This is a genomic window from Herbidospora sp. RD11066, assembly GCF_054661255.1.
The window spans coordinates 552,739-576,114 of the sequence record NZ_BAAGDO010000003.1 but is presented as its reverse complement, the minus strand read 5'-3'; the positions used below and the strand labels follow the sequence as shown (position 1 = coordinate 576,114).

Genomic DNA, 23,376 nt, shown 5'->3' with positions numbered 1-23,376 from the left:
TGTCCGTCACAGAAGTCAAGACTGCCCCAAAGCTGGCCCCGTACACAAAGAAACCGGCGCCCGATCATGGGCGCCGGTCTCTAAGAACCAGATCTCAGGACATCCTGTTGTGCATCTCGTCGGCCTTCTGCTCCATCTTCTCGCCCGTCTGGTGGGCGCGATGGCGCACGTGCTCGACCTTGCCGCGGACGGCGTCCTTGGTGTCGGACATCGTGTCGGCCCACTGCCGCGCGTTCCGCTTGTAGAGCGCGAAGCCGACCGCTCCCAGGGCGAGACCGCCCAGCAGCACCATCATCGGCATCCGGCCACGCCGCCTCGGCATGGGCGCGGGGTCGATCCGCCGGGCCATTTCGGCCAGCATCGCGGCCATTCTCGGAGCGATCTGCTCCTCCAGCGCCGTCGCCGCGTGGTCAAGCCGCGGGGCCGCCCAGTAGCGGGCGTCCTCGAACCGGCCGGACGCGACGTCACGGGCGGTGCCCGCGTAGTCACGGGCGTTACCGGCCATGTCACGGGCGTTGCCGGCCATCCCGACCGCGGTGTCACGGGCCTGTCCGGCCATCGGGCCGACCTTGTTGGCCGTGCGGTAAGCCGAGTGTTTCGCCCGCATCGCCCATGTATCTGGATAGTCGAGCGCGGCTCGCGCCTTCTTCTTCATTGTCCGGGACACGACAACCTCCCCTGTCGAAATGGGGCCCCGAGTCGTCACCTTCCCGCCCGAATGCCCCTCAATCATCACCAGGGGTGCTCCGGACGATCGCTACCCTTGCCCTTGGAAAACATTGAGTCCGTGACCTGAAGGGGGCGGCCACGCATGGCTGAGAACCTCACCGCGATCCTGAACACCAACCGGGGCACCATCAAAATCAAGCTTTGGCCGAACCAGGCGCCGAAGACCGTGAAGAACTTCGTCGAGCTCGCCGAGGGCACCCGGGAGTGGACCCACCCGGAGACCGGCAAGAAGACCAACGACCGTCTCTACGACGGCACCGTCTTCCACCGGGTGATCGCCGGCTTCATGCTCCAGGGCGGCGACCCGCTCGGCCAGGGTGTGGGCGGCCCCGGCTACGACTTCGACGACGAGATCCACGTCGACAACCAGTTCAACCGCCCCTACCTGCTGGCCATGGCCAACGCGGGCAAGCGGTTCGGCAAGGGGACGAACGGTTCGCAGTTCTTCATCACCGTCGCCAAGACCCCCCACCTGAACCAGGGTCACACGATCTTCGGTGAGGTCGTCGAGGGCAGCGACGTCGTCGACGCGATCGCCGTCACCGAGACCGACGGCCGCGACCGGCCGATCAAGGAAGTGGTCCTCGAGTCGGTGGTCATCGAGCGTTCGTAAGCGGCGGACGGCAGGGGCGCCCCGGGGTGGGCGCCTCTGCCGTTTCCGTATGGCAGGCTGAGGTTAGGCCCCTCCGGAAGGACCCCATGACCACCCAGCCTCCCCCGATCGAACCGGGCTCGGCGGCGGTGCCCACGTGCTACCGACACCCCGAGCGCGAGACCTACGTCCGCTGCCAGCGGTGCGACAAGCCCATCTGCCCCGACTGCATGCAGAACGCGTCGGTCGGCTTCCAGTGCGTCGAGTGCGTGCGTGAGGGCAACAAGGGTGTCCGCCAGGCCCGTGCCCAGTTCGGCGGCGGTCACGTCACCGTGCCCAGGGTCACGTGGGGCCTGCTGATCATCAACGTGGTCGCCTACGCCGCCGAGTTCGTCCTCGGAAACGACTTCGTCAACCTGTTCGACACCTCGCCCGGCCACATCTACGACGGCGAATACTGGCGGCTGCTGTCGGGGGCCTTCCTCCACCTGCAGCCCACCTCGGCCTTCTCGATCACCCACATCCTGTTCAACATGTGGGCGCTCTACGCCATCGGGCCGGAGCTCGAACGCCGCCTGGGCCACGCCCGGTTCGCGGCGCTCTATCTGGTCGCGGCGCTGGGCGGCTCGGCCGCCGTCTACCTGTTCAGCGTCTACCCGTCGGTCGGCGCCTCGGGCGCCATCTACGGCCTGTTCGGCGCGCTGTTCGTGATGGCCCGCCGTCTCGGCTACGACGCCCGCGGGGTGGTCTGGCTGATCGGCATCAACGTGGTGCTGACCTTCGTGATCCCGGGCATCAGCTGGCAGGGCCACCTGGGCGGCCTCGTGGTGGGCTCGCTGGTGGCGGCCATCTTCGCCTACGCACCCGAGCGCAACAGGGCGATCATCCAGTGGGCGGGGGTGGTGGCGGTCGTGCTGGTGCTCGTGCTCACCGTCTACTTCGGCGAGCCCTACGCGCTCATCGCCGAGTGGGAGCGTCAGAACGGGATCGTCTGGCCCGGCAGAGGCTGAATGTTACAGGCGCGGGCTGAGGCTTCCCCAGGCTGTGGAAAAGCCTGTGGAAAGTGTCAGCCCGTCGCCGTGGTCTCGGCTAACGCCACTTCGTGGAGAGGACGACGCCGAAGATGATCAGGGCGAACCCGATCGCGAGGTTCCAGTTGCCGAGCGGCTCGAACACGGGGCCCGTGCGACCGACGATGTAGTAGGCCGCGATCCAGCCGATGCCGAGGATCCACGACGCCACCATCACCGGAGCCAGCCAGCGGGGGCTGACCTTGACCGTGGTGACCTTCTGGGGCGGGGTGTAGACGGCCTTCTTGCGAACCTTCGAGTTGGGCACGGGAGTCTCCTGATGGTCACCCGCGCTCGATGCGGGTTTGGCAGTAAGCGTAGTCGCTAAGAATAGACGCCGACGTCCCCGAAGGGCGATTCCCCTTTCCACCGGACGTCCGCAAACAATTCGTCAACGCTGACACCCCCGGGCGCCCCCGCTCTTACGGTGTCCCGGTGAGGGCGATCCTGAGGACCATCGGTGAGCTCAGCATCACCCTGGGTGTCGTGTTGCTGCTCTTCTGCGCCTATCTGCTGTGGGGGACCAGCGCCTACACCGAGCGCCACCAGCGCGTTCTCCAGCAGCAGCTCGTCGCCGACCAGGCGAAGAAGACCCTGGGGAAGATCGAGCTCGGCGGCGCCGTGGCGCTGCTCAAGCTGCCCCGCCTGGGCGCGACCTACAAATACGCCATCGTCGAGGGCGTCGAAGACGAGCACCTCCGGCAGGGCCCCGGCCACTATCCGGGCTCGGCGCAGCCGGGCGAGGTCGGCAACTTCGTCGTCTCGGGTCACCGCACCACCTATTCGGCGCCGTTCAACCGGATCGACGAGCTCAGAAAGGGTGATGACATCGTGATCGACTCGCGGGAGGCGCGGTACACGTACAAGGTCACCGGATCGAAGATCGTCGAGCCGACCGAGGTCGACATGATCGAACCCGTGCCCGGCCACCCGGGCAGGAAGGCCGAGAAGGCCGTGATCACCCTCTCCACGTGTCATCCCGAATATTCGGCCCGCCAGCGCCTCATCGTCTTCGGCACCCTGGCCACCACCGAAGAGCGCGACGTCATCTAAGGAGACAGCGTGTACGGCTTCGTCTGGCGTCACCTGCCCGGCAACACCGCCGCCAAGCTCGTCGGCATGCTCCTGCTGCTGGGCCTGGCCGGGCTCTTCCTCTGGTACGGCGTCTTCCCCTGGCTGGAGCCGCGTGTCGCCCTTGACGAGGTGACCGTAGGGTGAGCAGGTGCGCATTCTGGTCGTCGACAACCATGACAGTTTCGTGCACACGATCGTCCAGTACCTGCGCGTCCTCGGCGCCGACTGCGATGTGCGCCCCCGCGACGAGGTGACCGTCGCCGACGCCGGCGGGTTCGACGGGGTGCTGGTCTCCCCGGGGCCCGGAGCGCCGGAAGATGCGGGGGTCAGTGTGCCGCTGGTCCGCTGGTGCGCCGACCGGCGGCTGCCCTACCTGGGCGTCTGCCTCGGGCACCAGGCCCTGGCCATCGCCTACGGCGCCGAGGTGACCCGCGCGCCCGAGCTGCTGCACGGGCGCACCAGCCCGATCGTGCACGACGGCCACGGGGTGTTCGAGGGGCTGCCGAGCCCGGTGACCATGACGCGCTACCACTCGCTGGCCGTCACGCCCGGGAGCGTCCCGGCCGACCTGATCGTCACCGCGACCACCCCCGACGGGGTGGTCATGGGACTGCGGCACAGGTCGGCGCCCTTAGAGGGGGTGCAATTCCACCCAGAGTCGGTCCTCTCCGAGCATGGCTCACAATTGCTCGGAAATTGGCTCGGAAACCTGTAACACGCCGGGGGCTGTCACCGACATCACAGTGAGGGTTTCCGCCATTGCCCCCGAGTGGCGGAAACCCTCTTCGCGTTTACTGGCCGAACCCGCCGCCGCCCGTGTCGACGTCAACGCCGTCACCGGGGTTGTTGGGGTCGTCGGTGCCGCCGCCGTCGTTGGTCGGCGGGTCTTCGGTCGGGAACTCGGTGCCCGGGTCGTTGGTCGGCGGCAACTCGGGCTGGGCCTGCGGGCCGCTCGACACGATCAGCGTGATCGTCCGCTTCGGCGCCTGCTTCGACCCACCGGCGGGCGTCTGGTCGATCACGATGCCCTGCGGGACCACGTCGCTCGGCTGCTCCGAGATGTTGACCTTGAAGCCGGCCTCTTCGAGCGTCTGGCGCGCGTCGTCGACCGTCAGCGTCGTCACGGTCGGGACCTCGATCAGCTCTGTCGGCAGGGTCAGCTTGATGCGGCTGCCCTTGCTGACCTCCTCGCCCGCCGCCGGGTCCATCTTGACGACGGTGCCCTGCTTGCCCGAGGAATTCTCGAAGTCGATCGTGAACTTCAGCTCGGCGGCCGTGAGCTCGGCGATGGCGTCTTCACGGGTCTTGCCCACCACGTTGGGGACCGCGATGGTCTCCACGCCCTTGGACACGAAGAGCTTGACCGGCTTCCCCTTCTCGAGCTGCTCACCGGCCGCGGGGTCGGTGCGGATCGCCCGGCCCTTCTTGTAGTCCTCGTTGAACTCCTCTTCGAGCGTGACCTTGAACCCGGCCGCCGTCAGCGCGGCCTCGGCCTCGGCCTTCGGCTGGTCTTCGATCACCGGGACCGGGATCGTCTCGACCTTCTCGCCGTCGCCCGGCGCCGACAGGAACGTGAGGCCCACCCAGACGAACGCGCCGATGATCAGCAGCGGGATGAGGATCCACGCGGCCGTCTTGGCGGCGGTCGCCCCGGGGCTGCTCCGCTGCCGGTGGCGGTCGCTGCGGCTGGTGCGCTCCTCCTCGCCGTATTCGTAAGCGGGGATGTGGCGGGTGCCCTGCGCCGGAGCGGCGCCCTGGGCGCTGGTCATGGTGCGGGTGCGGTCGGCGCCGGCGTACTGGCCGTAGTTGTTGGCCAGGGCCATCGTCTGCGGGTCCATCGGCATGCCCTGTACGGCGCGCTGGAGGTCGGCCCGCATCTCGGCCGCGCTCTGGTAGCGCTGCACCGGGTCTTTGGCCATCGCCTTGAGGACGATGGCGTCACACCACTTGGGGATCTCCGGGTCGATCCGCGACGGCGGGATCGGGTCTTCGCGCACGTGCTGGTAGGCGATCGCCACAGGGGAGTCGCCGGTGAACGGGGGCTGGCCGGTCAGCAGCTCGTAGAGCACGCAGCCGGTCGAGTAGATGTCGCTCCGGGCGTCGACGCGCTCACCGCGCGCCTGCTCGGGCGAGAGGTACTGGGCGGTGCCGATCACCTGGGCGGTCTGCGTCATGGTGGCGGCCGAGTCGGCCATCGCGCGGGCGATGCCGAAATCCATCACCTTGACCTCGCCGTTGCGGGTCAGCATGACGTTGGCCGGCTTGATGTCGCGGTGGACGATCCCGCCCCGGTGGCTGTAGTCGAGCGCCCGCAGGATGCCGTCGACGAGCTCGGCTGCCCGCTCGGGGATCAGCCGCCGGTCCTGCCGGAGCAGGTCGCGGAGGGTCCGCCCGTCGACGTATTCCATGACGATGTAGGGCGTCGGGGTGCCGTCCATCATGTCTTCGCCGGTGTCGTACACCGCGATGATCGATGGGTGGTTCAGTGACGCCGCAGACTGTGCCTCACGACGGAACCGGGCCTGGAACGTGTGGTCACGGGCCAGGTCGGCGCGGAGGGTCTTGATCGCGACGATGCGGTCGAGCCGGAGATCCCGGGCGCGATAGACCTCGGCCATGCCGCCACGCCCGACGACGCCGTCGAGTTCGTATCGACCGCCGAGTTGCCGTGGCTGAGTCATTTCCTGCACAGTCCCTTGCCGTTCATCGTGGGGTGCCGCCGTTGTCCATCATCAACCCCATACGTCATGGCGTCTCCTCATTCGGGAGGGTCGTGGCGGTTGGGGAAGGTGTGGGCGATGTTGGAGTCTCACTTGGCGTCGGAGTCTCACTCGGCGTCGGGGTCGGGGTGGGAGTCGTCGTGGTCGTCGGCGACGGCGCGGGGCTCTGGGTCGGGATCGCCGTCTTGACAACGGTAGCCGACGGCGTGGGAATAGGCCGGGCCGACGGCACCGAGGGTGGCCGGCGCGTGGCCGGCACGAGAGGAGTGCGTGAGGTCCGCTTCGGCTGGTCGACCGGCGCGAACGTCACCTGACCTCCATCTTCCGACGACGTTCCGGTCACCGTCTCCGGCTCCTGCGAAGTCGGTATGAACTGAATCGCCCCGAATCCGGCCGCCGCCACCGCACCGACGGTCGCCACGACGAGTGCGGTCGTCCGGCGCCCGTTCTGGGGCAGCGGCTTGGTGGAGAGCGGACCACCCGACGGCGGGGTGCCCACCCGGTTGGTGATGACGACGCTGGGGCCGGTCAGACCGCTCAGCGGGGCCTCTTCGGGCCCGGCCAGTGCGTCGCGCAGCACCATCGCTCGGTCGCCCAGCTCACGCGCGCTGCCCGGACGCCGCGCCGGGTCTTTGGCCAGCAGCGCCATCACCAGCGCCCGCACGGCGGACGGCACGTGGTCGGGCAGCGGCGGCGGCTGCTCGTTGAGGTGGAGCAGCGCGACGGCCACCTGCGTCTCGGCCAGGAACGGCGGCCGTCCCGTCAGGCACTCGTAGGCCACCACGCCCAGCGAGTAGAGGTCGGTGGACGGGGTCAGCGGGTGACCCGACGCCTGCTCGGGGCTGACGTATTGGGCGGTGCCGAGGACCGTTCCCGTCTGCGTGACCGACGCCGACTCGAGTGCCCGCGCGATGCCGAAGTCGGTGATCTTGACCAGACCGGTGCGGGTGACGAGCAGGTTGCCCGGCTTGATGTCGCGGTGGATCACACCGGCCTGGTGGGCCGCCTGGAGGCCGCGTGAGGCCTGCGAGATCACGTCGAGGGTCACCTCGGCGCTCAACCGCCCGTTGCGGGCCAGCACGGCCGACAGCGGCTCTCCCGGCACCAGCTCCATCACCAGGTAGGCGAGGTCGTTCTCCTCGCCGTAGTCGAAGACCTGGGCGATGCCCGGGTCGGCCAGCCCCGCCGTGATGCGGGCCTCGGTCCGGAACCGGTCGCGGAACGCCGGATCGGCGGCCACGTGGGCGCGCAGCAGCTTGACCGCGACCTCCCGCTGGAGGAGGCCGTCGGTCGCGCGCCAGACCTCACCCATCCCGCCGATGGCGATTCGGGAGGTCAGCCGGTATCGGTTGCCGAGCAGCCCGTGGCTCATTTGACTCCGAGCACCGCCTGCATCACGTCACGCGCCAGCGGCGCGGCCGTGCCACCACCCGTGGCGTCGTTGCCGGCGCTGCCCGCCTCGATGAAGACGCAGATCGCCGTCACCGGGTCTTCCGCCGGGGCGAAGCCGATGAACCAGGCGTGCGGCGCCGGGGCGTCGCCCGCCTCGGCGGTGCCGGTCTTGCCGGCCACCGTCACACCCGGGATCTGGGCGCCGGTGCCGGTGCCGTTGGTGATCACCGAGACCATCATCTGCTTGAGCTCGTCGGCGACCTCGCCACTCATGGCCTCGCCGATCTCGTCCTGCTCGAAGTCCTGGATCACGCCGCCGTCGGGGCCGGTGATCTTGTTGACCAGGGTCGGCTTCATCAGCACGCCGCTGTTGGCGATCGCCGAGGCGATCTGCACCATCTGGAGCGGGGTCTGCTGGTTGTTGCGCTGGCCGATCGACAGCTGCGCGAGCGCCGCCATGTCTTCTTCGGGGCCGATCGTGGTGCCGGCCGCCGGCAGGTCGAACTGGATCGGCTCGCCGATCCCGAACTTGGCCGACTCCTCGCGCATCGTCTCCCAGCCGAGGTCCATGCCGATCTGGCCGAACGGGGTGTTGCACGAGCGCTCCAGCGCGAACCGCAGCGTCACCTCGCCGCCGCCGCAGGCCGCGCCGCCGTAGTTGGGCAGGCCCGCGGTGGTGCCCGGCAGGTCGAGCACCTGGGGCGCCGGGACGGTGGTCTCGGGGTCGCGGCTGCTGTCGGCCTCGAGGAACGCCGCCGCGGTGACGACCTTGAAGGTCGAGCCCGGCGGGTAGGTCTTCTCGACCGCCCGGTTGAGCAGCGGGTCGGTGTCGTCGGCCGCCAGCTTGTTGTAGTTCTGCGCGACCTTCGCCTTGTCGGGGGAGGCCAGCTCGTTGGGGTCGTAGGTGGGCAGCGAGACCATCACCTGGACGGCGCCCGTCTTCGGGTTGACGGCGACCACGGCGCCGCGCTTGCCACTGGCGCGCAGCTTGTCGTAGGCGACCTTCTGGGCGGCCGGAACGATGGTCAGGTCGACGCTCGCGCCCTTCGGCGGCTTCTTGCTGACGAAGTCGATCAGGCGGCCGACGACCAGGTCGGGGTCGCTGCCGTTGAGGAGCTTGTTCTCGTTGAGCTCGATGCCGCGCGCGCTCTCGGGCGCGAAGAAGCCCAGCACATGGGCGTACATGCGGCCGTTGGGGTATTCGCGCTCGAAGCGGAACGTCTTGTCGCCGGTGTCGACGGTCTTGGCCAGGGTGGTCTTGCCGTCGTCGGCGGTGATCCAGCCCCGGTCGACCGAGTAGCGCGCGTAGAACGACCGCTTGTTGCGGTTGTCGGTGCTGTAGTCGCCGGCCTTCACCGCTCCCAGGTAGTTCACGTTGACCATGAGCAGGGCGAACATGACCATGCAGGCGACGGCTGCGCGCTTGATGGTTGCGTTCATCGCGTGAACACCTGGGTGAGTCCTTCGTTCTGGATGGCCTGGGGCGGCGGGCGTCGTGCCGCGTCCGACATGCGTACCAGCAGGGCGATAAGGATCCAGTTAGTCAGCAGGGCCGAACCGCCCGCCGACATGAACGGGGTGACCAGGCCGGTCAGCGGGATCAGCCGGGTCACGCCGCCGACGATGATGAAGACCTGCCAGGCCAGCAGGAACGACAGCCCGCCCGCCAGGAGCTTGGAGAACGGGTCGCGGGCGGCCAGTGCGGTGCGCAGCCCGCGCTCGACGATGAGGGCGTAGACCATCAGCAGGGCCATCAGGCCGGTCAGGCCGAGCTCCTCGCCGACGACGGCGATGATGAAGTCGGAGAACGACAGCGGGATCTCGCGGGGGAACCCCTGGCCGAGGCCGGTGCCGAGGATGCCGCCCGAACCCATGGCGAACAGGCCCTGCATGAGCTGCTGGCTGCCGCCGAGCTCACGCTCGTAGAACTCGGGGTTGCCGGGGTCGAGCCAGACCTCGAACCGGTCCTGTACGTGACCGAAGATCTGCCCCGCCAGCACCGCGCCGCCCACGAACAGCAGCACGCCGATGAGCACCCAGGAGGTGCGCTGGGTGGCGATGTAGAGCATCGCGATGAACGTGCCGAACACCAGCAGCGAGCTGCCCAGGTCCTTCTGGAGCACCAGCACGCCGAGGCTGAGGCCCCACGTGATGATGACCGGCCCGAGGTCGCGCACGCGGGGGAGGTCGATGAAGAACAGCCGCCGCCCCGCCAGGGCCAGCACGTCGCGCTTGGCGACCAGGTAGCCGGCGAAGAAGATGACCAGCGCCATCTTCGCCATCTCGGCCGGCTGGTAGGTCAGCGGGCCGATCTTGATCCAGATGTTCGCGCCGTTGACGTCCTCACCGATGATCGGCAGCAGCGGCATGATCAGCAGCGCGAGCCCGATGAAGCCCATCGTGTACGTGAAGCGCTGCAGCGTCCGGTGGTCCTTCAACACGATGAGGGTCGCGGAGAACATCACCACGCCGAGCGCGGTCCACATGAGCTGCTGCGAGCCGGACGCGCCGGCCTGCCCGGTCTGCTCGATCCGGTAGATGAACACCAGGCCGAGCCCGTTGACCAAAGTCACCAGGGGAAGCAGCAGGGGATCTGCCCAGGGGGCCCATTTCGCCAGCACGCCGTAGGCGGCGAACATCAGCGCGGCCAGGCCGAGGCCGTAGGTGAACGTGCCGGAGGGGATCTGGCCGTCGAGGCCGAGGCCGACGCTCGCGTAGGCGGCCATTACGACCACGATCGCGAACGCGAGCATGAGGAGCTGCGCGCCCCGTCGCTTCGCGGTCGTCGGGACGGCGGACACCTCCGCTACGGGTGCGGTCGTCACGACGGCGATTCCGAGGGTTCGCCGGCACTGGGGGACGCCTCAGGCGTCGTCGGGCTCTCGGTGCCTCCGGTCAGTGAGGCGATCTTCGCCTTTCCGGCGTCGACGTCGTTGACCATGATGCCGCTCTGCACCTTGTCCTGTTCCACCTGCGGGAGAGCCGAGACCGACAGGTCGGAGGTGTGGACGACGTGCTTGAACGAGACGAAACCGAGGTCGGCGTCGACCCCCTGGAAGACGACCAGGCGGCCTTGGTCCTCGCCGACGTAGAACTGGTTCTGGGTCCACTGGTAGCCGAAGTAGCCTCCGGCGCCCAGCACCCCCACGACGACGACCAGTAACGTCGTGACCACCGGCCAGGTGCGCTTCTTGCGGGCGGTGGCCCGGCGGCCGGAGGCCGCGAGGGCCTCCGGCGCGGGGTTGTCGTCGAGTTCCAGGTCGACGATGACCGGCTGAGGCGCCGTCACCGTCATGGCCCGGCCCGCCGGGTTGTCGGGCGGTGCCGACCGGCCGCGACCGGAACCGGCCGCCCCGACCACCGCCGCCACGTGGTTGAGCGGCTGCACGTCGTCTGTCTCGATGACGTCTGCCAGCACGCACGTGATGTTGTCAGGTCCGCCGCCGCGATTGGCCAGGTCGATGAGCTGGCGTACCACGTCGTCCGGATCGTCGATGGTGGAGAGCGTGTGATGGAGTGTCTCGGCGCTGACGACGGTAGACAGGCCGTCCGAGCACAGCAGGTAGCGGTCGCCGATCTGGGCTTCCCTGTCCTGCAGGTCGGGGTCGACCTCGCCGCTGCCGTCGAGGGCGCGCAGGAGGATCGAGCGTTGCGGGTGGTTGGCGGCCTCTTCTTGCGTGATGCGGCCGTCGTCCACCAGCGACTGCACGAGTGTGTGGTCGTGGGTGATCTGGTAGAGCTCACCGTTGCGCAGCAGGTAGGCCCGCGAGTCGCCCACATGGACGAGCGCGAACCTGGTGCCGTTCCACAACATGGCGGTGAGCGTGGTCCCCATGCCCTTGAGGCTGGGATCGCGGGCCACCATCGTGTGGAGCTGGTGGTTGGCGTCGCGGACCGCGGCCTCGATCGTGCCGACCAGGTCACTCCCGTAGGCGTCCCGGTCAAGGGACGACAGTGCGGCGATGGCGACCGAGGAGGCCACCTCACCGTGAGCGTGCCCGCCCATGCCGTCGGCGACGGCGAGCAGGCGGCCGCTGGCGTACGCCGAGTCCTCGTTTCCTTCACGGAGGAGGCCGACGTCCGAGCGGGCGGCGTATCGGAGTGCTGTTGTCATTTGCGCAATTCGATGACGGTCTTGCCGATGCGGACGGGAGTCCCGAGAGGCACCGGCGTCGGGCGGGTCACTTTGGAACGGTCGAGATAGGTTCCGTTGGTCGAGCCGAGGTCTTCCACGATCCACTGACCGTCCTGGGGGAACAGCTGGGCATGGCGGCTGGACGCGTAGTCGTCGCTCAGGACGAGCGTCGAGTCAGTGGCCCGGCCTATCGTGATCGGCTGTTCGGTGAGGTTGATGATGGTCCCTTGCAGGGGGCCACCTGTGACGACCATCTGACGTGGCTCCCCCCTCTTGGGCTTGGCAGGAATATTCTTCGCCGGTTTGGTGGGCAACTTACGCGGATTCGCGGAAGGAGCCGTTCGCGGACCGAACAAGTCTGTCCGGATCACGCCGACCGCGGCAATGACGAAGAACCAGAGCACCGCCAGGAAGGCGAGCCTGATCAGCAGCAGCGCGAGCTCGGACATGGACCGTTTGTCTACCTTTAATCGCGTTTGAACACCAGGGTGGTTCGCCCCAGTGTCACCCTCGTCCCGTCCTGCATCTCGATCCTGCGGACCGGCTGCCCGTTGACGAAGGTGCCGTTCGTTGAACCGAGATCCACCAGAACGACCTGTTGACCCTCGACCCGTAGCTCGGCATGATGCCGCGATACGCCCGGATCCACCAGCCGTAGATCACAATCGGTCCCCCGGCCCAGCAGAGTGACCGGTGTGGTCAGCTCGTAGGATCGCTGGCCCTGCGGGTCGTCCTGGGTGGACACCAGCAGGCGGGGCCGGCCCCCGAAAGCGCTGCTCTTGCGAGCCGCGGGGACGTCGCTGACCGGTTGCCTGATCTCGTCTTGCTCCACCGTCGCGCCGCGGATCACGCCGGACCGGATCCGGAACAGCCCGACCGCGAGGTCTTCGGCGGTCTCGAAGCGCACCCGGACGGGCCCGACGAACGAGTAGCCCTGCTCCTTGGCGTATTCCCGCGCGAGATTGGCCAGCTCGTGGCTGATGCTGTCGGCGTACACCTCGAGGCGCTCGTTGTCGGTCGTGGACAGCTCGACCACGAAGTCGTTGGGGACAAGTGTTCTGCCCTGAGCGACGATCGCGGCCCGGTCGTCCATCTCCCTCTGCACCGCGCTTGCGACCTCAACGGGCTGAAGGTCGGACTTGAACGCACGCGCGAAGGCGCCCTCAACCAAACCTTCGAGCCTGCGCTCGAAGCGCTGAAGGACTCCCACCGGCTACCTCCCTTCCTCCATCGTCTACACGGATCGTATCCGGGTTCAGTGGCACTGGCGGATCCGTGCTAACCTTTCCAGGCAGCCGAAAAGAGGCGCACCCGCAAGGGCAAGTGGCGGAATGGCAGACGCGCACGGTTCAGGTCCGTGTGTCCGAAAGGACGTGGGGGTTCAACTCCCCCCTTGCCCACAAAGAATTCACCTCGCAGGTCGAAGGGAACACCTTCCACCGGCGGGGTTTTTTCGTTGTGGCGCTCAACGGCCCTGGTCGCACGGGGGATCCCTCCGGAACTGGTCGCCGATTCCTGCGGCGCTGATCCATATTCTCCGAAGCGCGGCTTTCAAACCGCTTGCACCCGGGATCGAATGAAAAAGTTTGCCCGAAGTCTCATAAAGCGAGACCGAATGTCCCGGGATGTGGGCCGCTCCCTGTGACGGGAGCGGCCCCTGAGTCAGACGGTGAGAAGTTCACCGATGAGGGATGTGACACTGATCTCGCCCACGACCTCGCCGCGGTCGTCGACCACCAGGCCGAGCTGTGCCCGCGCGTCCTGAAGGGCGGTCACCGCGTCGGGGATCGGCGTCGAGCACTTGAGGGTCGGTACGGGCGTCGCCAGCTCCCCGGGGGTCATCTCGGGATGGACCAGGCTGTCCCGGACGTGCAGCACACCTCTGACGCCCTCGGGCGAGGTCACCAGCATCCGCAGCCGGTTGGCCGCCACCGCCGTCTTGTGCACGTGTTCGGAGGAGGCGTCGGCGGGGATCGTGACCGCGTCGGCGAGCGGCGTCATCAGCCGTTCGACCGGCTGGTTCTGCACCCGCAGCGCCCGGGTGAGCAGGTCGTGCTCGTCGCGGTCGAGCATGCCCATGCGGCCCGACTCGGCCACCAGCATGGCGAGCTGGTGAGGGGTGCGGGCGGTGGCCAGTTCGTCGCGGGGACGCACGCCGCACAGGCGCAGCAGGCCGTTGGTCAGCCCGTTGAGCCCGGACAGCAGCGGCCGGACCAGCCAGACGAAGCCGCGGAACGGCAGCGCCAAGGCCAGGGCGGCCGGCTCGGGGTGGGTCAGGGCCAGCGACTTGGGCGCCATCTCACCGACCACCATGTGCAGGAAGGTGACGATCGCGAGCGCCAGCACGTACGAGACCGCGGTTCCGACGCTCTCGGGCAGGCCGGCCAGAACCGGTTCGAGCAGGTGGTGCAGCGCGGGTTCGGTCACCATGCCCAGGCCCAGCGAGCAGAGCGTGATGCCGAGCTGCGCGCCGGCCAGCATGAGCGAGAGCTGGCGGCTGCCGCGCAGGGCGGCTCTGGCCGCGACGCGGGCGAAAGGACCGGTGGCCGCCTCTTCGAGGCGGTGGCGGCGGGCGGAGATCACGGCGAACTCGGCGGCCACGAAGAAGCCGTTCAGTCCGAGCAGGACGACACCGAGCAGGAGCGCCATCGTGGAGCTCACACCGGCCTCCCCTGGAACAGGGCCGAGAAGAGTTCGGGCGCGTAGTCCTGCGGGCCGGTGTTCTCGTGGAGGGCCTCTTCGGCGACCTCCCCGGCGGCCGGGGCCGCCGCGATCGCGAGGCGGATCATCTGGGGCACCCGCCGGTGGACGTCGAGCACGGTCAGCAGGGCGTGGCGGGGACCCTCGTCCTCGTCGAGCAGGTCGTGTTCTTCGACGGTCGCGACGGTGACGGCGTCGCCGGGCTCGGCCATGCGGCCCAGCTCGGCCAGCACGAGACCCCCTATGGTCTCGTAGCCGTCGTCTTCGGGCAGGGTCACACCGGTCGCCCGCTCGACCTCGTCGATGCGGAGCGTGCCGGGCACGTCCCAGGTGCCGTCGGGGTTGACGGTGACGCCGAGGGGCTCGGGGTCGTTCTCGTCGATGAGCTCGCCGACGAGTTCCTCGGCCAGGTCCTCGATCGTGACGACGCCGGCGAGACCGCCGTATTCGTCGATGACGCAGGCGAAGGTGCCGCCGGACATGCGCGAGAGCAGGACCGGGACCGGCAGGGTCTCGGGGACCAGCAGCGGGGTGCGCATGATGCCGCCGATCGTGGTCTCGCCCTCGCGGCCCAGGTAGTCGAGCAGGCCGACGACGCCCACGACGTCGTCGGTGTCGCTGCCGAGCACGGGGTAGCGGGAGTGGCCGTGGTCGCGGACGGCGTCGACCAGGGAGGACACCGGCGCGTCGGCGTGCAGCGAGACCACCCGCGGACGCGGGATCATCACGTCGTCGGCGGTGCGGTCGCCGAACTCCAGGGCGCGCTCCAGCAGGTCGGCCAGCCGGGGCGGCAGGTCGCCGGCCTCACGGGAGTCGTCGAGGATGCGCGACAGCTCCTCGGGCGTGGCGCCGTGCTCGATCTCCTCGACGGGCTCGATGCCGAACAGCCGGACCAGCCGGGTGGCCGCGCCGTCGAAGAGCCGGATCAGCGGGCCGGCGACCTTCAGGTACATGAGGGTGGGGCGGGACAGCCACATCGCCACCGGCTCGGGCCGGGCGATGCCGAGGTTCTTGGGGGCCAGCTCGCCGAGGATCATCTGGATGATCGTGGCGATGGCCACGCCGACCGCGACGCTCACGCCGGGGACCGCGCCCGGCGGCAGGCCGAGGTCTTCGAGGGGACCGCGCAGCGACACCGAGATCGCCGGTTCCGCCAGGAAGCCGACGAGGAGCGTGGTGACGGTGATGCCGAGCTGGGCGCCCGACAGCATGAAGGAGAGCCGGCCGGTCACGTCGAGGGCTCGCTGGGCGGCGGGATTGGTGTCGGCCTGCTGGCGCAGCAGCGCGCGGTCGGCGGCGACGTAAGCGAACTCCTGGGCCACGAAGAAGCCGGTGGCCAAGGTGAGGAGCAGGACGGCGAGGAGGCCGAGGACGATGGTCATCTCATCGCCTCACGTGGACCCGTGCCAAGGCACGGGCTGGTACTCCAGGGGTCCGAAACGGACACGACGGTCCTTTCAACTAGGGGTGCTTCAACCGTAACGGCCGACCGGCCGATGATGTTTCCTGGATCGGTTCTGTGTACTTTTCCATAGGAAAACCTTGATAACGGGCCCGCCCCCGGCGGTCGGATCGGCGTACCGTCAAGGCAGTGTCATGTCTCGGCAAGCGGGGGGTAGAGGAACGTGGTTGAGGACAACGAGCCGACGCGAATGGTGCGGCGGCCGCTGGAGCCTCCGGCCTACCCGGTCCGCGAGCATGAAGTCAAGGGGCCCGAGCCCAAAGGCCGTTCCAAGGTCTACGGCAAGCCGCGGAAGGGCACCTCACCGGTCAGGATGTTCGGTGGTGGGAACGAGCCAAGCCCGGAGGCGCGTGATTTCGGTGGCGGTGGCGGCCGGCCGCGCAAGCCGCGCCGGATCGGCCGGAACATCGCCATCGGCCTGGCGGTCTTCCTCTCGCTGGTGCTGATCGGGGTCGTCGCGCTGTTCTTCAGCGTGCAGGGCAAGATGAACTCGATCGAGGCCTTCACCGACTACGACGGCCGTCCGGCCGAGACGCCGGGGCAAGACTGGCTGCTGGTCGGCTCCGACAGCCGTGAGGGCCTGAGCGCCGCCGACAAGAAGAAGCTCCGCACCGGCTCCGCGGTCGGCCGCCGTACCGACACGATGATGCTGCTGCACATCCCCGACGGCGACGGACGGCCGACCCTGGTCAGCCTCCCGCGCGACTCCTACGTGCCGATCCCGGGCAACGGCAACGGCAAGCTGAACGCCTCCTACGCCTTCGGCGGCCCCAAGCTGCTGACCCGGACCGTCGAGCAGGTCACCGGCATCCGCATCGACCACTACATGGAGATCGGCTTCGGCGGGTTCGTCGGCATCGTCGACGCCGTCGGCGGGGTCGAGATCTGCCCCAAGCAGGCGATCAAAGACCCGAAGGCGGCCCTCAACATCAAGAAGGGCTGCCAGACCATGGACGGCGCGACCGCCCTGGGCTACGTCCGCACCCGCAAGACCGGTGCCATCCCCGACTTCGACCGCACCCAGCGCCAGCGCGAGTTCTTCTCGGCCGTGGTCAAGAAGGCCGCCAGCCCCGGCACCCTGATCAACCCGTTCACGGCCGTCCCGCTGGCCAACAGCGCCGCCGAGTCGGTCGCGGTCGACCCGGGCACCGGCCCGTTCAACCTGCTGTCGCTCGGCCTGGCGATGAAGAACAACCCGGTGACGACGGCGGTGCCGATCGGCTCGCTGCCCACCATCGACGGCCAGTCGGTCGTCAAGTGGGACGCGACCAGGGCCAACCAGCTGTTCGAGGCGCTGGAGGCCGACAAGCCCGTGCCGAAGAGCGCGATCGAGAAGGGCTAACTCACCGCCGTCACGATGACGACCGTCGTGAGCACCATGAGCACGGCGGCCTCGACGGCGGCGATGGCCTGCTTCACGCCCTCCCCGGCCCAGTCGCCCTCGGTGATCTCCTTCACCCGGGCGTCGTCGGTGCCGGGGAACTGCTTCTTCAGCGCCTTGGTGGCGTGCATGATCCCGATGACGACGGCGGTGCGGGGGTCGGGCTCGGCGCCGGTCAGCACGCTCTCCACCTTCTGGCGGACCGCGCGCTCGACGCTGCCGTCGAGCTCGGGGTACTTGACCGTTTTGAACAGCCCGAGGATCTTGCTCTTCTCCTCCGAGAGGACTCCGTTCTCGACGAGCCTGACCAGCAGGCGCTGCCGCAGCTGGTCGCCGTTGAGCTTGCCGATCCACCACTCGGGCTCGCGGACCTTGGCCTCGGCGGCGATCCGCTCTAAGGCGGCGTCGAGCTCCGGATCGCCGACGGGGGTGGCGTCGGTGACGACGACCTTCTTGTCGGCCAGGCTCAGCCGGCCGTTGATCGCCAGCTCGGCCAGGATCGCCCCGGCGAGGCCCGCGTTCAGGCCGATGGAACTGATCGTCGGCTGGCCGGTCTTCTCGTCGTAACCGAGAAGCAGCACGTCTTCGGCGATGATGCTGGTCATCTGCGCGTCCCTACGTAGTCTGAAGTATGCCTGAATTGCCCGAGGTGGAGTCGCTGGCCGAGTTCCTGCGCGAGCGCGCGGTCGGCCAGGTCGTGCAGGCCGTCGACGTGGTCGCGTTCTCGGCGCTGAAGACCGTCTCGCCGCCGATCGACGCCCTCGGTGGTCTCACCGTGACGACGGTCGCCCGGCACGGGAAGTTCCTCGACCTCGACTGCGACGGCATCCATCTGGTGTTCCACCTCGCACGCGGCGGCTGGCTGCGGTGGCGCGACGACCTCTCCGGGGCCAAGCCGGTTCGGCCGGGGAAGGGGCCGCTCGCTCTTCGTGTCCGTTTCGCGCCCGACGACCTCGGAGTCGCCCCCGGGTTCGAACTGACCGAGGCGGGCACCCAGAAACGTCTGGCCGTCTATGTGGTGACCTCTCCCGACGACGTGCCCGGCATCGCCGCCCTCGGGCCCGACCCGCTGCTGCCCTCCTTCACCGTCGAGACCCTCACCTCGCTCATCGAGGGTAAGCGGACCCAGATCAAGGGGCTGCTACGCGACCAGAAGGTCATCGCCGGCATCGGCAACGCCTACTCCGACGAGGTCCTGCACGCGGCGAAGATGTCGCCGTTCAAGGTCGCCTCCACGCTGACGCCCGAACAGATCTCCTCCCTGTACGACGCCATCGTCGTGACCCTGCGCGAGGCGATCGAGCGGGCCAGGGGGATCGCCGCCAAGGACCTGAAGGCCGAGAAGAAATCGGGCCTGCGGGTGCACGGGCGTACCGGCGAGAAGTGCGAGGTGTGCGGCGACACGGTTCGCGAGGTGTCCTTCGCCGACTCCTCGCTGCAGTACTGCCCGACCTGCCAGACGGGCGGGAAACCGCTGGCCGACCGGCGGCTGAGCAAACTGCTCAAGTAGGGAGCAGCTGTCCCTACACTGGGGCGCATGACTCTGCGGGACGTTCAGCCGACCGGTGTGCCTGAGGGCGCTTACCTGCTCGACGTGCGTGAGGTTGACGAGTGGCGGGCCGGTCACGCGCCGTCGGCCACCCACATTCCGCTCGGGCAGTTGCAGAACCGGGTGGGCGAGGTGCCCCAGGGGCAGCCGGTCTATGTGATCTGCCGGGTCGGCGGGCGCTCGGCCCAGGCGGCCACGTGGCTCAACCACGTGGGCTGGGATGCGATCAACGTCGGTGGCGGCATGCAGTCGTGGGCGGCCTCGGGCCTGCCGATGCAGAGCGAGGGCGGCCAGCCTCCGTACGTGGCCTGACCCGCTTCACAGGCGGTAATACCCGAGCAGGTCGTCGAGGGCGGTCACCGGGTCGATGCGCACTCGCGTCCCCGTCTTGAAGGCGTTGATCATCCGGCCGTCGCCGATGTAGACACCCACGTGGTGGGTGCGTTTCTTCGTACCGAAGAAGACCAGGTCGCCGGGGGCCGGGACGGCCACCTCGCGCATGCGGCGCAGGTGGTCGTCGGTGGTGCCGGGGCCGAGCACGTCATGGTCGTAGCCGATCTTGTAGACCCAGCGGGTGAGGCCCGAACAGTCGAGGCCGTGGGTCCGGGTGGCCGGGCAGGGCTTGATGTCGCCCCGGTAGCCCTGGCAGATGCCGAACGACGGGCCCGCGCCGCCGCCATGGCCGCCGCCCCACGAATAGGGATACCGGCCGATCAGGGCGTGCGCGGCGGCCAGGATCTGGGCGCGTTCGTCCGGCCGGGGAACAGACCCGACGGCGCAGAACAGGACGAGCGCCATGATCACGGGAGTCTTCATCGGTACGAGGGTAGAGCCTGCCTCCAGGGCTACTACCGCGGTGGCCATCGCCTATGACGATGGAGGGTGGAGGTCGACATGATCAGGGTGCTGATCGCCGACGACCATCCGCTGGTCCGCGAAGGGCTGGGGCTGATCGTCGAGTCCGCGGGCGACATGACCGTCGTGGGCGCCGCCGCCGACGGCGCGCAGGCGGTGCGGCTCGCGCTGGAGACCGAGCCCGACGTCGTGGTGATGGATCTGCACATGCCCAACGTCGACGGCCTGGCCGCGACCGCCGAACTGGCGGAGCTCGCGGTGAGCCCGGCCAAGGTGCTCATCCTCAGCAACTTCGACCTCGAAGAGCAGGTGGTCGACGCGCTCCGCGCGGGCGCGGCCGGGTTCCTGCCCAAGGAGGTCTCGCCGGAAGACGTGGTGGCGGCGATCCGGGTCGTCCACGGGGGCGAGGCGACGGTCGCGCCGAGGCTGCTGACCCGGCTGCTCGGGGCGTTCGTGCGGGCGACCAAGGTGCGGCCGGCCCGGCTGGCGGAGCTGACCTCCGAGGAGCGCGAGATCCTGACGTCCATCGCGCGGGGGAACTCCAACAGCGAGATCGCCACCGAGCTGGAGCTGTCGCCGTCGGCGGTGAAGAGCCACATCGCGAACGTCCTGGCCAAGATCGGGGCCCGTGACCGGGCCCAGGCCGTGGTGATCGCCTACGAATCGGGCCTGGTCAGCCCGATGTGAGGCGGTCGAGCCACTCTTCCAGCAGGTGCTGTTCGCTCCGGCTCAGGGCGGTCTGTTCGGGCAGGGCGGCGCGCAGCGCGCGGGCGGCGCCGGCCGGTCCGGCCTCCCGGACCGCCGGCTCGTGGGTGGTGACGGCGGCGAGCATCGACTCGCGCAGGGTGGTCAGCAGCGCGGGGTCGCGCCGGTCTTCCGGCAGGGCCAGCCAGGTCAGCACGGCGCCGCGCGCGGTGGCGTGGATGATCGCGGCGGCGAGGTCCTCGTCGACGCGCAGCCACCCGGCGGCGGCCAGGCGCCTGATCCGGCCCATCAGGACCTCCACGCCCGCCGTGAACGCGGCGGGGGCGGGCCGGTCGGGGTCGGCGTACATGAGCACGTAGAGCGCCGGGTTGGCCAGGCCGAACTCGACCGCCAGGTCCCAGCCCGCCTTCAGGTCGGCGATGGGGTCTCCCGGCTCGAGGTTCTTGCTCGCCAGGAAGGTGGCGAAGCCGTGTTCGGCGACGGCGTCGAGCAGGCCCTCCTTGTCGCCGAACAGGCGGTAGATGGCCGGTGGCTGGAGACCGGCCGCCACGGCGACGGCGCGGGTGGTGACCGCGTCGCGGCCCTCGCGGGTCAGCAACGCGATCGTGGCCTCGATGACGCGCTGCCGGGTCTGCTCCTGGTCGCGGGGTGACATGTATCGATGTTATCAGTCTGCTGGTTCCATTGATAATTTCCAGTGTTAGCATCATTCTGTTTCCGCTGGAATCATCTGGAGGACCAATGATCATCGTGACCGGAGCGACCGGGAAACTCGGGCGCCGGATCGTCGAACACCTGCTGAGCCGCGTCCCGGCGAGGGAGATCGGGGTCAGCGTCCGTGACCCGGAGAAGGCGCGGGGGCTCACAGACCGGGGCGTACGGGTGCGGCGGGGGAGTTTCACCGACCCCGGCGGGCTCGCGCACGCCTTCGAGGGCGCCACGCAGGTGCTCGTCGTCTCCGTCGACAAGATGGGGGACGAGGCCGTACACCAGCATCGGACCGCCATCGACGGGGCTGTCGCGGCGGGCGCCCGCCGCATCCTCTACACCAGCCACATGGGCGCCGCCGCGACCTCCTGCTTCCAGGCCTGCCGCGACCACGCCGCCACCGAAGACGCGCTGCGCGCCTCCGGGGTGCCGTTCACGTCGCTGCGCAACGGCTTCTACACCGCCAGTACGGTGCAGTTCCTCAACCCGGTCCTGGCCGGGGGAGGAGAGATCGCGCTGCCCGCCGACGGGCCGGTGAGCTGGACCACCCACGACGACCTCGCGGAGGCGGCCGCCGTGATCCTGGCCGAGGAAGGCCGCTTCGACGGGCCCACCCCACCGCTCACCGCGACTCAGGCGCTCACTCTCGACGACGCCGCCAAGCTGGCCACCCAGGCCACCGGCCGCACCATCACCAGGGCGGTCGCCCCCGACGACCTGTTCCGCGAGAGGCTCGTCGGCCGGGGCGTTCCGGCCGAGGCCGCCGACCACCTCCTGGGCATCTTCGCCGCGAGCCGCGCGGGTGAGTTCGCCGCCGTCGACCCGACGCTGACCACCCTGCTCGGACGGGAGCCCACCGGCCTCGGCGCGTTCCTACGCCGTGAGTGCGCCGACGGCCGCGACCAGGTAGAGACAGCCGCCGAGCGACACCGCGACTCCGGCGACGGCGGGGAGCCAACCGGCCACTGACCATCGGCGGGTCACCAGCCCACCGCCCTTGATCGTCGCGACCCCTACGGCGGTCAGCGTGGCCGCCATCCCGGCCCCGAACGCGATCACCAGCACGACGGCGTCCAGCGCCCGCCCGGTGAGCAGCCCGCTCACCAGCACGATGAAGGCCGACGGCGAGGGCAGCAGCCCGCCCGAGAGGGCGAGCGCGACCAGTCCGCGCCGCGACCACGGATCGGTCGGCGACTCGTGCCCATGCCCATGCCCATGTCCGTGCCCGTGTCCATGGCCGTGGCCGCGTTCGCGCAGGTGGCGGTAGACCAGGTGGACGCCCACGCCGATCACGACCAGCCCGGCGACCACCTGCAACCAGGCGGTGATGCTCTTCGTACCGAGGCCGGCGACGCCGCTGAGCCCCACCCAGGCGAGCGCCAGCACCAGCACCGAGAAGGTGTGCATGACGGCCACGATCACCCCGAGGCGCACCGCGTCGCGGTAGCGGCCGTGGGTGCCGATCAGGTACGCCGCGGTGATGCTCTTGCCGTGCCCGGGGGCCACCGCGTGCACCACGCCGACGCCCAGCGCCACCGCCAGGACCAGCCAGAACGCCGCGCCGCCGTCGAACATGGCGATCAGGCGGTCGTCCGCCCCGCCCATCTCGTTCATGCCTGTACGACCTTCCTGCGGCGGACCCGCAGCAGCACGAGCCCTCCGATGATCACGGCCGCGGCGGCGGTGCCCGCGGCGACGGCGGTCACGGCCGTGAGCGGGCCGCCGCCGGAGGCGCTGAAGCGCAGCCGGGTGGTCTGCTGCCGCGCGGTGTAGAGCGCCTGGGCCGGGGTGGCGGGCGTCTCGGCGGTGAGCATGGTCCGGTAGTTCTCGTTGAGGTCGGTGAGCGCGCTCACCGTGACGTCGAGGTCGACGGCCGGGGCGGGGCAGTCGAAGGAGAGCCGGGCGCCCTGGGTGACCAGTTGCTCCAGCGACTCCAACCGCCCGGGACAGGGCGTGCCGCCCTGCGCGACGGTGATCCGGCCGAGCAGGTAGTCGCGGACCGCCGCAGACCGCTGCAGCTTCTGCTCGCCGGTGAGTTCGGTGGACACCGGACCGTCGGCGGGGTTCTCGAACGCGCCGAGCGACTGGCCGAGCGCGACCCAGTCGTCCTCGGCGGCCAGCCAGGCGAGGGCTACGCGCGAGCCGTCGACGCTGATCCGCGCGGTGGACGGCGGGCCGAAGGGATGAGCGGCGGCCGGCGCCACCGGCACGGCGGCCACCGCCGCCACGGCGAGCAGCGCGCCCGCCAGACGGGTACGGAAGGTCAAGGGATCTCCTGTCGGGCCGACCGGGCCGGCGCGATCA

Annotated in this window: 26 protein-coding genes and 1 tRNA gene; 11 read left to right on the top strand and 16 right to left on the bottom strand. The window is 69.4% G+C overall.

Annotation, left to right across the window (positions count from 1 at the left end; all coding sequences use genetic code 11):
* Positions 1-94 precede the first annotated feature (94 nt).
* Positions 95-667, bottom strand: coding sequence for a hypothetical protein (locus ACYQ78_RS14175; protein ID WP_459801273.1), 573 nt, complete (start codon positions 665-667; stop codon positions 95-97).
* Positions 668-811: 144 nt separating this feature from the next.
* Here ACYQ78_RS14175 and ACYQ78_RS14170 point away from each other — a divergent pair, with 144 nt between their 5' ends.
* Together ACYQ78_RS14170 and ACYQ78_RS14165 are read left to right on the top strand one after the other, a co-directional pair.
* The gene (locus ACYQ78_RS14170) at positions 812-1,342 is read left to right on the top strand and encodes a peptidylprolyl isomerase (protein WP_459801272.1); all 531 of its coding nucleotides are present in this window, start codon (positions 812-814) and stop codon (positions 1,340-1,342) included.
* Between the two features lie 86 nt (positions 1,343-1,428).
* Complete coding sequence (locus tag ACYQ78_RS14165) at positions 1,429-2,331, top strand: rhomboid family intramembrane serine protease (RefSeq protein WP_459801271.1); 903 nt, start codon at positions 1,429-1,431, stop codon at positions 2,329-2,331.
* A 79-nt stretch (positions 2,332-2,410) separates the two neighbouring features.
* On the opposite strand, the gene ACYQ78_RS14160 is transcribed toward ACYQ78_RS14165, so the two are convergent.
* A complete protein-coding gene (locus ACYQ78_RS14160) occupies positions 2,411-2,659 on the bottom strand; it encodes a cell division protein CrgA (protein WP_459801270.1) in 249 nt (82 codons plus the stop codon).
* A 167-nt stretch (positions 2,660-2,826) separates the two neighbouring features.
* Here ACYQ78_RS14160 and ACYQ78_RS14155 point away from each other — a divergent pair, with 167 nt between their 5' ends.
* From ACYQ78_RS14155 to ACYQ78_RS14145, 3 genes are read left to right on the top strand one after another with little or no spacing between them, the layout of a single operon-like run.
* Positions 2,827-3,444, top strand: coding sequence for a class E sortase (locus tag ACYQ78_RS14155; RefSeq protein ID WP_459801269.1), 618 nt, complete (start codon positions 2,827-2,829; stop codon positions 3,442-3,444).
* Between the two features lie 9 nt (positions 3,445-3,453).
* A complete protein-coding gene (locus tag ACYQ78_RS14150; RefSeq protein ID WP_169807465.1) occupies positions 3,454-3,609 on the top strand; it encodes a hypothetical protein in 156 nt (51 codons plus the stop codon).
* 4 nt (positions 3,610-3,613) lie between these two features.
* Positions 3,614-4,180: an anthranilate synthase component II gene (locus ACYQ78_RS14145; RefSeq protein WP_459801268.1), complete on the top strand. Its 567-nt coding sequence runs from the start codon at positions 3,614-3,616 to the stop codon at positions 4,178-4,180.
* A 76-nt stretch (positions 4,181-4,256) separates the two neighbouring features.
* On the opposite strand, the gene pknB is transcribed toward ACYQ78_RS14145, so the two are convergent.
* From pknB to ACYQ78_RS14110, 7 genes are all read right to left on the bottom strand, one after another.
* Positions 4,257-6,146 (bottom strand): Stk1 family PASTA domain-containing Ser/Thr kinase, encoded by a 1,890-nt coding sequence (pknB, locus tag ACYQ78_RS14140; RefSeq protein WP_459801267.1) that lies wholly within the window; start codon positions 6,144-6,146, stop codon positions 4,257-4,259.
* Between the two features lie 64 nt (positions 6,147-6,210).
* A complete protein-coding gene (locus ACYQ78_RS14135; RefSeq protein ID WP_459801266.1) occupies positions 6,211-7,557 on the bottom strand; it encodes a serine/threonine-protein kinase in 1,347 nt (448 codons plus the stop codon).
* A complete protein-coding gene (locus tag ACYQ78_RS14130) occupies positions 7,554-9,017 on the bottom strand; it encodes a peptidoglycan D,D-transpeptidase FtsI family protein (RefSeq protein ID WP_459801265.1) in 1,464 nt (487 codons plus the stop codon). The genes ACYQ78_RS14135 and ACYQ78_RS14130 overlap by 4 nt, the downstream gene beginning before the upstream one ends.
* Positions 9,014-10,402, bottom strand: a complete 1,389-nt coding sequence (locus tag ACYQ78_RS14125; RefSeq protein WP_459801264.1) for an FtsW/RodA/SpoVE family cell cycle protein — start codon at positions 10,400-10,402, stop codon at positions 9,014-9,016. Before ACYQ78_RS14125 ends, ACYQ78_RS14130 begins: the two co-directional genes overlap by 4 nt.
* Positions 10,399-11,691 carry a Stp1/IreP family PP2C-type Ser/Thr phosphatase gene (locus tag ACYQ78_RS14120; protein WP_459801263.1) on the bottom strand — a complete coding sequence of 431 codons (1,293 nt, stop codon included), beginning with the start codon at positions 11,689-11,691 and terminating at the stop codon, positions 10,399-10,401. Before ACYQ78_RS14120 ends, ACYQ78_RS14125 begins: the two co-directional genes overlap by 4 nt.
* Positions 11,688-12,161, bottom strand: coding sequence for an FHA domain-containing protein FhaB/FipA (locus ACYQ78_RS14115; protein WP_061290277.1), 474 nt, complete (start codon positions 12,159-12,161; stop codon positions 11,688-11,690). The genes ACYQ78_RS14120 and ACYQ78_RS14115 overlap by 4 nt, the downstream gene beginning before the upstream one ends.
* Before the next feature lie 17 nt (positions 12,162-12,178).
* A complete protein-coding gene (locus ACYQ78_RS14110) occupies positions 12,179-12,922 on the bottom strand; it encodes an FhaA domain-containing protein (RefSeq protein WP_459801262.1) in 744 nt (247 codons plus the stop codon).
* A gap of 107 nt (positions 12,923-13,029) precedes the next feature.
* On the opposite strand from ACYQ78_RS14110, the gene ACYQ78_RS14105 reads away from it, so the two are divergent.
* Positions 13,030-13,112: transfer RNA gene (locus ACYQ78_RS14105), tRNA-Leu, on the top strand.
* Between the two features lie 262 nt (positions 13,113-13,374).
* On the opposite strand, the gene ACYQ78_RS14100 is transcribed toward ACYQ78_RS14105, so the two are convergent.
* Together ACYQ78_RS14100 and ACYQ78_RS14095 are read right to left on the bottom strand one after the other, a co-directional pair.
* Positions 13,375-14,373 carry a hemolysin family protein gene (locus ACYQ78_RS14100; RefSeq protein WP_459801261.1) on the bottom strand — a complete coding sequence of 333 codons (999 nt, stop codon included), beginning with the start codon at positions 14,371-14,373 and terminating at the stop codon, positions 13,375-13,377.
* Positions 14,370-15,794, bottom strand: coding sequence for a hemolysin family protein (locus ACYQ78_RS14095; protein ID WP_459801260.1), 1,425 nt, complete (start codon positions 15,792-15,794; stop codon positions 14,370-14,372). Before ACYQ78_RS14095 ends, ACYQ78_RS14100 begins: the two co-directional genes overlap by 4 nt.
* 243 nt (positions 15,795-16,037) lie before the next feature.
* On the opposite strand from ACYQ78_RS14095, the gene ACYQ78_RS14090 reads away from it, so the two are divergent.
* The gene (locus ACYQ78_RS14090) at positions 16,038-17,216 is read left to right on the top strand and encodes an LCP family protein (protein ID WP_459801259.1); all 1,179 of its coding nucleotides are present in this window, start codon (positions 16,038-16,040) and stop codon (positions 17,214-17,216) included.
* Here the strand turns inward: ACYQ78_RS14090 and ACYQ78_RS14085 are convergent.
* The gene (locus ACYQ78_RS14085) at positions 17,213-17,860 is read right to left on the bottom strand and encodes a GOLPH3/VPS74 family protein (RefSeq protein WP_459801258.1); all 648 of its coding nucleotides are present in this window, start codon (positions 17,858-17,860) and stop codon (positions 17,213-17,215) included. The two genes, ACYQ78_RS14090 and ACYQ78_RS14085, sit on opposite strands and share 4 nt — an antisense overlap.
* A gap of 26 nt (positions 17,861-17,886) precedes the next feature.
* Here ACYQ78_RS14085 and ACYQ78_RS14080 point away from each other — a divergent pair, with 26 nt between their 5' ends.
* Positions 17,887-18,765, top strand: coding sequence for an Fpg/Nei family DNA glycosylase (locus ACYQ78_RS14080; RefSeq protein WP_459801257.1), 879 nt, complete (start codon positions 17,887-17,889; stop codon positions 18,763-18,765).
* A 27-nt stretch (positions 18,766-18,792) separates the two neighbouring features.
* The gene (locus ACYQ78_RS14075) at positions 18,793-19,116 is read left to right on the top strand and encodes a rhodanese-like domain-containing protein (protein ID WP_459801256.1); all 324 of its coding nucleotides are present in this window, start codon (positions 18,793-18,795) and stop codon (positions 19,114-19,116) included.
* A gap of 6 nt (positions 19,117-19,122) precedes the next feature.
* On the opposite strand, the gene ACYQ78_RS14070 is transcribed toward ACYQ78_RS14075, so the two are convergent.
* The gene (locus ACYQ78_RS14070; RefSeq protein ID WP_459801255.1) at positions 19,123-19,620 is read right to left on the bottom strand and encodes a C40 family peptidase; all 498 of its coding nucleotides are present in this window, start codon (positions 19,618-19,620) and stop codon (positions 19,123-19,125) included.
* 78 nt (positions 19,621-19,698) lie between these two features.
* Between ACYQ78_RS14070 and ACYQ78_RS14065 the strand changes: the two genes are divergently transcribed.
* The gene (locus tag ACYQ78_RS14065) at positions 19,699-20,346 is read left to right on the top strand and encodes a response regulator (protein WP_459801254.1); all 648 of its coding nucleotides are present in this window, start codon (positions 19,699-19,701) and stop codon (positions 20,344-20,346) included.
* On the opposite strand, the gene ACYQ78_RS14060 is transcribed toward ACYQ78_RS14065, so the two are convergent.
* Entirely contained in the window at positions 20,333-21,019 is a 687-nt protein-coding gene (locus ACYQ78_RS14060) for a TetR/AcrR family transcriptional regulator (RefSeq protein ID WP_459801253.1), read from the bottom strand. The two genes, ACYQ78_RS14065 and ACYQ78_RS14060, sit on opposite strands and share 14 nt — an antisense overlap.
* Before the next feature lie 86 nt (positions 21,020-21,105).
* Between ACYQ78_RS14060 and ACYQ78_RS14055 the strand changes: the two genes are divergently transcribed.
* The gene (locus tag ACYQ78_RS14055) at positions 21,106-22,041 is read left to right on the top strand and encodes an SDR family oxidoreductase (protein ID WP_459801252.1); all 936 of its coding nucleotides are present in this window, start codon (positions 21,106-21,108) and stop codon (positions 22,039-22,041) included.
* Here ACYQ78_RS14055 and ACYQ78_RS14050 read toward each other — a convergent pair.
* Positions 21,946-22,686, bottom strand: a complete 741-nt coding sequence (locus ACYQ78_RS14050) for a nickel/cobalt transporter (protein WP_459801251.1) — start codon at positions 22,684-22,686, stop codon at positions 21,946-21,948. The genes ACYQ78_RS14055 and ACYQ78_RS14050 overlap by 96 nt on opposite strands.
* A complete protein-coding gene (locus tag ACYQ78_RS14045; RefSeq protein WP_459801250.1) occupies positions 22,683-23,339 on the bottom strand; it encodes a hypothetical protein in 657 nt (218 codons plus the stop codon). The genes ACYQ78_RS14050 and ACYQ78_RS14045 overlap by 4 nt, the downstream gene beginning before the upstream one ends.
* Between the last annotated feature and the right edge of the window lie 37 nt (positions 23,340-23,376).

What these genes read in the sequence shown, in the direction of transcription:
- ACYQ78_RS14170 (WP_459801272.1), top strand. Translation starts at nt 812, where the DNA reads ATGGCTGAGAACCTCACCGCGATCCTGAACACCAACCGGGGCACCATC.
- ACYQ78_RS14165 (WP_459801271.1), top strand. Translation starts at nt 1,429, where the DNA reads ATGACCACCCAGCCTCCCCCGATCGAACCGGGCTCGGCGGCGGTGCCC.
- pknB (WP_459801267.1), bottom strand. Translation starts at nt 6,146, where the DNA reads ATGACTCAGCCACGGCAACTCGGCGGTCGATACGAACTCGACGGCGTC.
- ACYQ78_RS14135 (WP_459801266.1), bottom strand. Translation starts at nt 7,557, where the DNA reads ATGAGCCACGGGCTGCTCGGCAACCGATACCGGCTGACCTCCCGAATC.
- ACYQ78_RS14130 (WP_459801265.1), bottom strand. Translation starts at nt 9,017, where the DNA reads ATGAACGCAACCATCAAGCGCGCAGCCGTCGCCTGCATGGTCATGTTC.
- ACYQ78_RS14120 (WP_459801263.1), bottom strand. Translation starts at nt 11,691, where the DNA reads ATGACAACAGCACTCCGATACGCCGCCCGCTCGGACGTCGGCCTCCTC.
- ACYQ78_RS14115 (WP_061290277.1), bottom strand. Translation starts at nt 12,161, where the DNA reads ATGTCCGAGCTCGCGCTGCTGCTGATCAGGCTCGCCTTCCTGGCGGTG.
- ACYQ78_RS14095 (WP_459801260.1), bottom strand. Translation starts at nt 15,794, where the DNA reads ATGACCATCGTCCTCGGCCTCCTCGCCGTCCTGCTCCTCACCTTGGCC.
- ACYQ78_RS14085 (WP_459801258.1), bottom strand. Translation starts at nt 17,860, where the DNA reads ATGACCAGCATCATCGCCGAAGACGTGCTGCTTCTCGGTTACGACGAG.
- ACYQ78_RS14080 (WP_459801257.1), top strand. Translation starts at nt 17,887, where the DNA reads ATGCCTGAATTGCCCGAGGTGGAGTCGCTGGCCGAGTTCCTGCGCGAG.
- ACYQ78_RS14075 (WP_459801256.1), top strand. Translation starts at nt 18,793, where the DNA reads ATGACTCTGCGGGACGTTCAGCCGACCGGTGTGCCTGAGGGCGCTTAC.
- ACYQ78_RS14070 (WP_459801255.1), bottom strand. Translation starts at nt 19,620, where the DNA reads ATGAAGACTCCCGTGATCATGGCGCTCGTCCTGTTCTGCGCCGTCGGG.
- ACYQ78_RS14065 (WP_459801254.1), top strand. Translation starts at nt 19,699, where the DNA reads ATGATCAGGGTGCTGATCGCCGACGACCATCCGCTGGTCCGCGAAGGG.
- ACYQ78_RS14060 (WP_459801253.1), bottom strand. Translation starts at nt 21,019, where the DNA reads ATGTCACCCCGCGACCAGGAGCAGACCCGGCAGCGCGTCATCGAGGCC.
- ACYQ78_RS14055 (WP_459801252.1), top strand. Translation starts at nt 21,106, where the DNA reads ATGATCATCGTGACCGGAGCGACCGGGAAACTCGGGCGCCGGATCGTC.
- ACYQ78_RS14050 (WP_459801251.1), bottom strand. Translation starts at nt 22,686, where the DNA reads ATGAACGAGATGGGCGGGGCGGACGACCGCCTGATCGCCATGTTCGAC.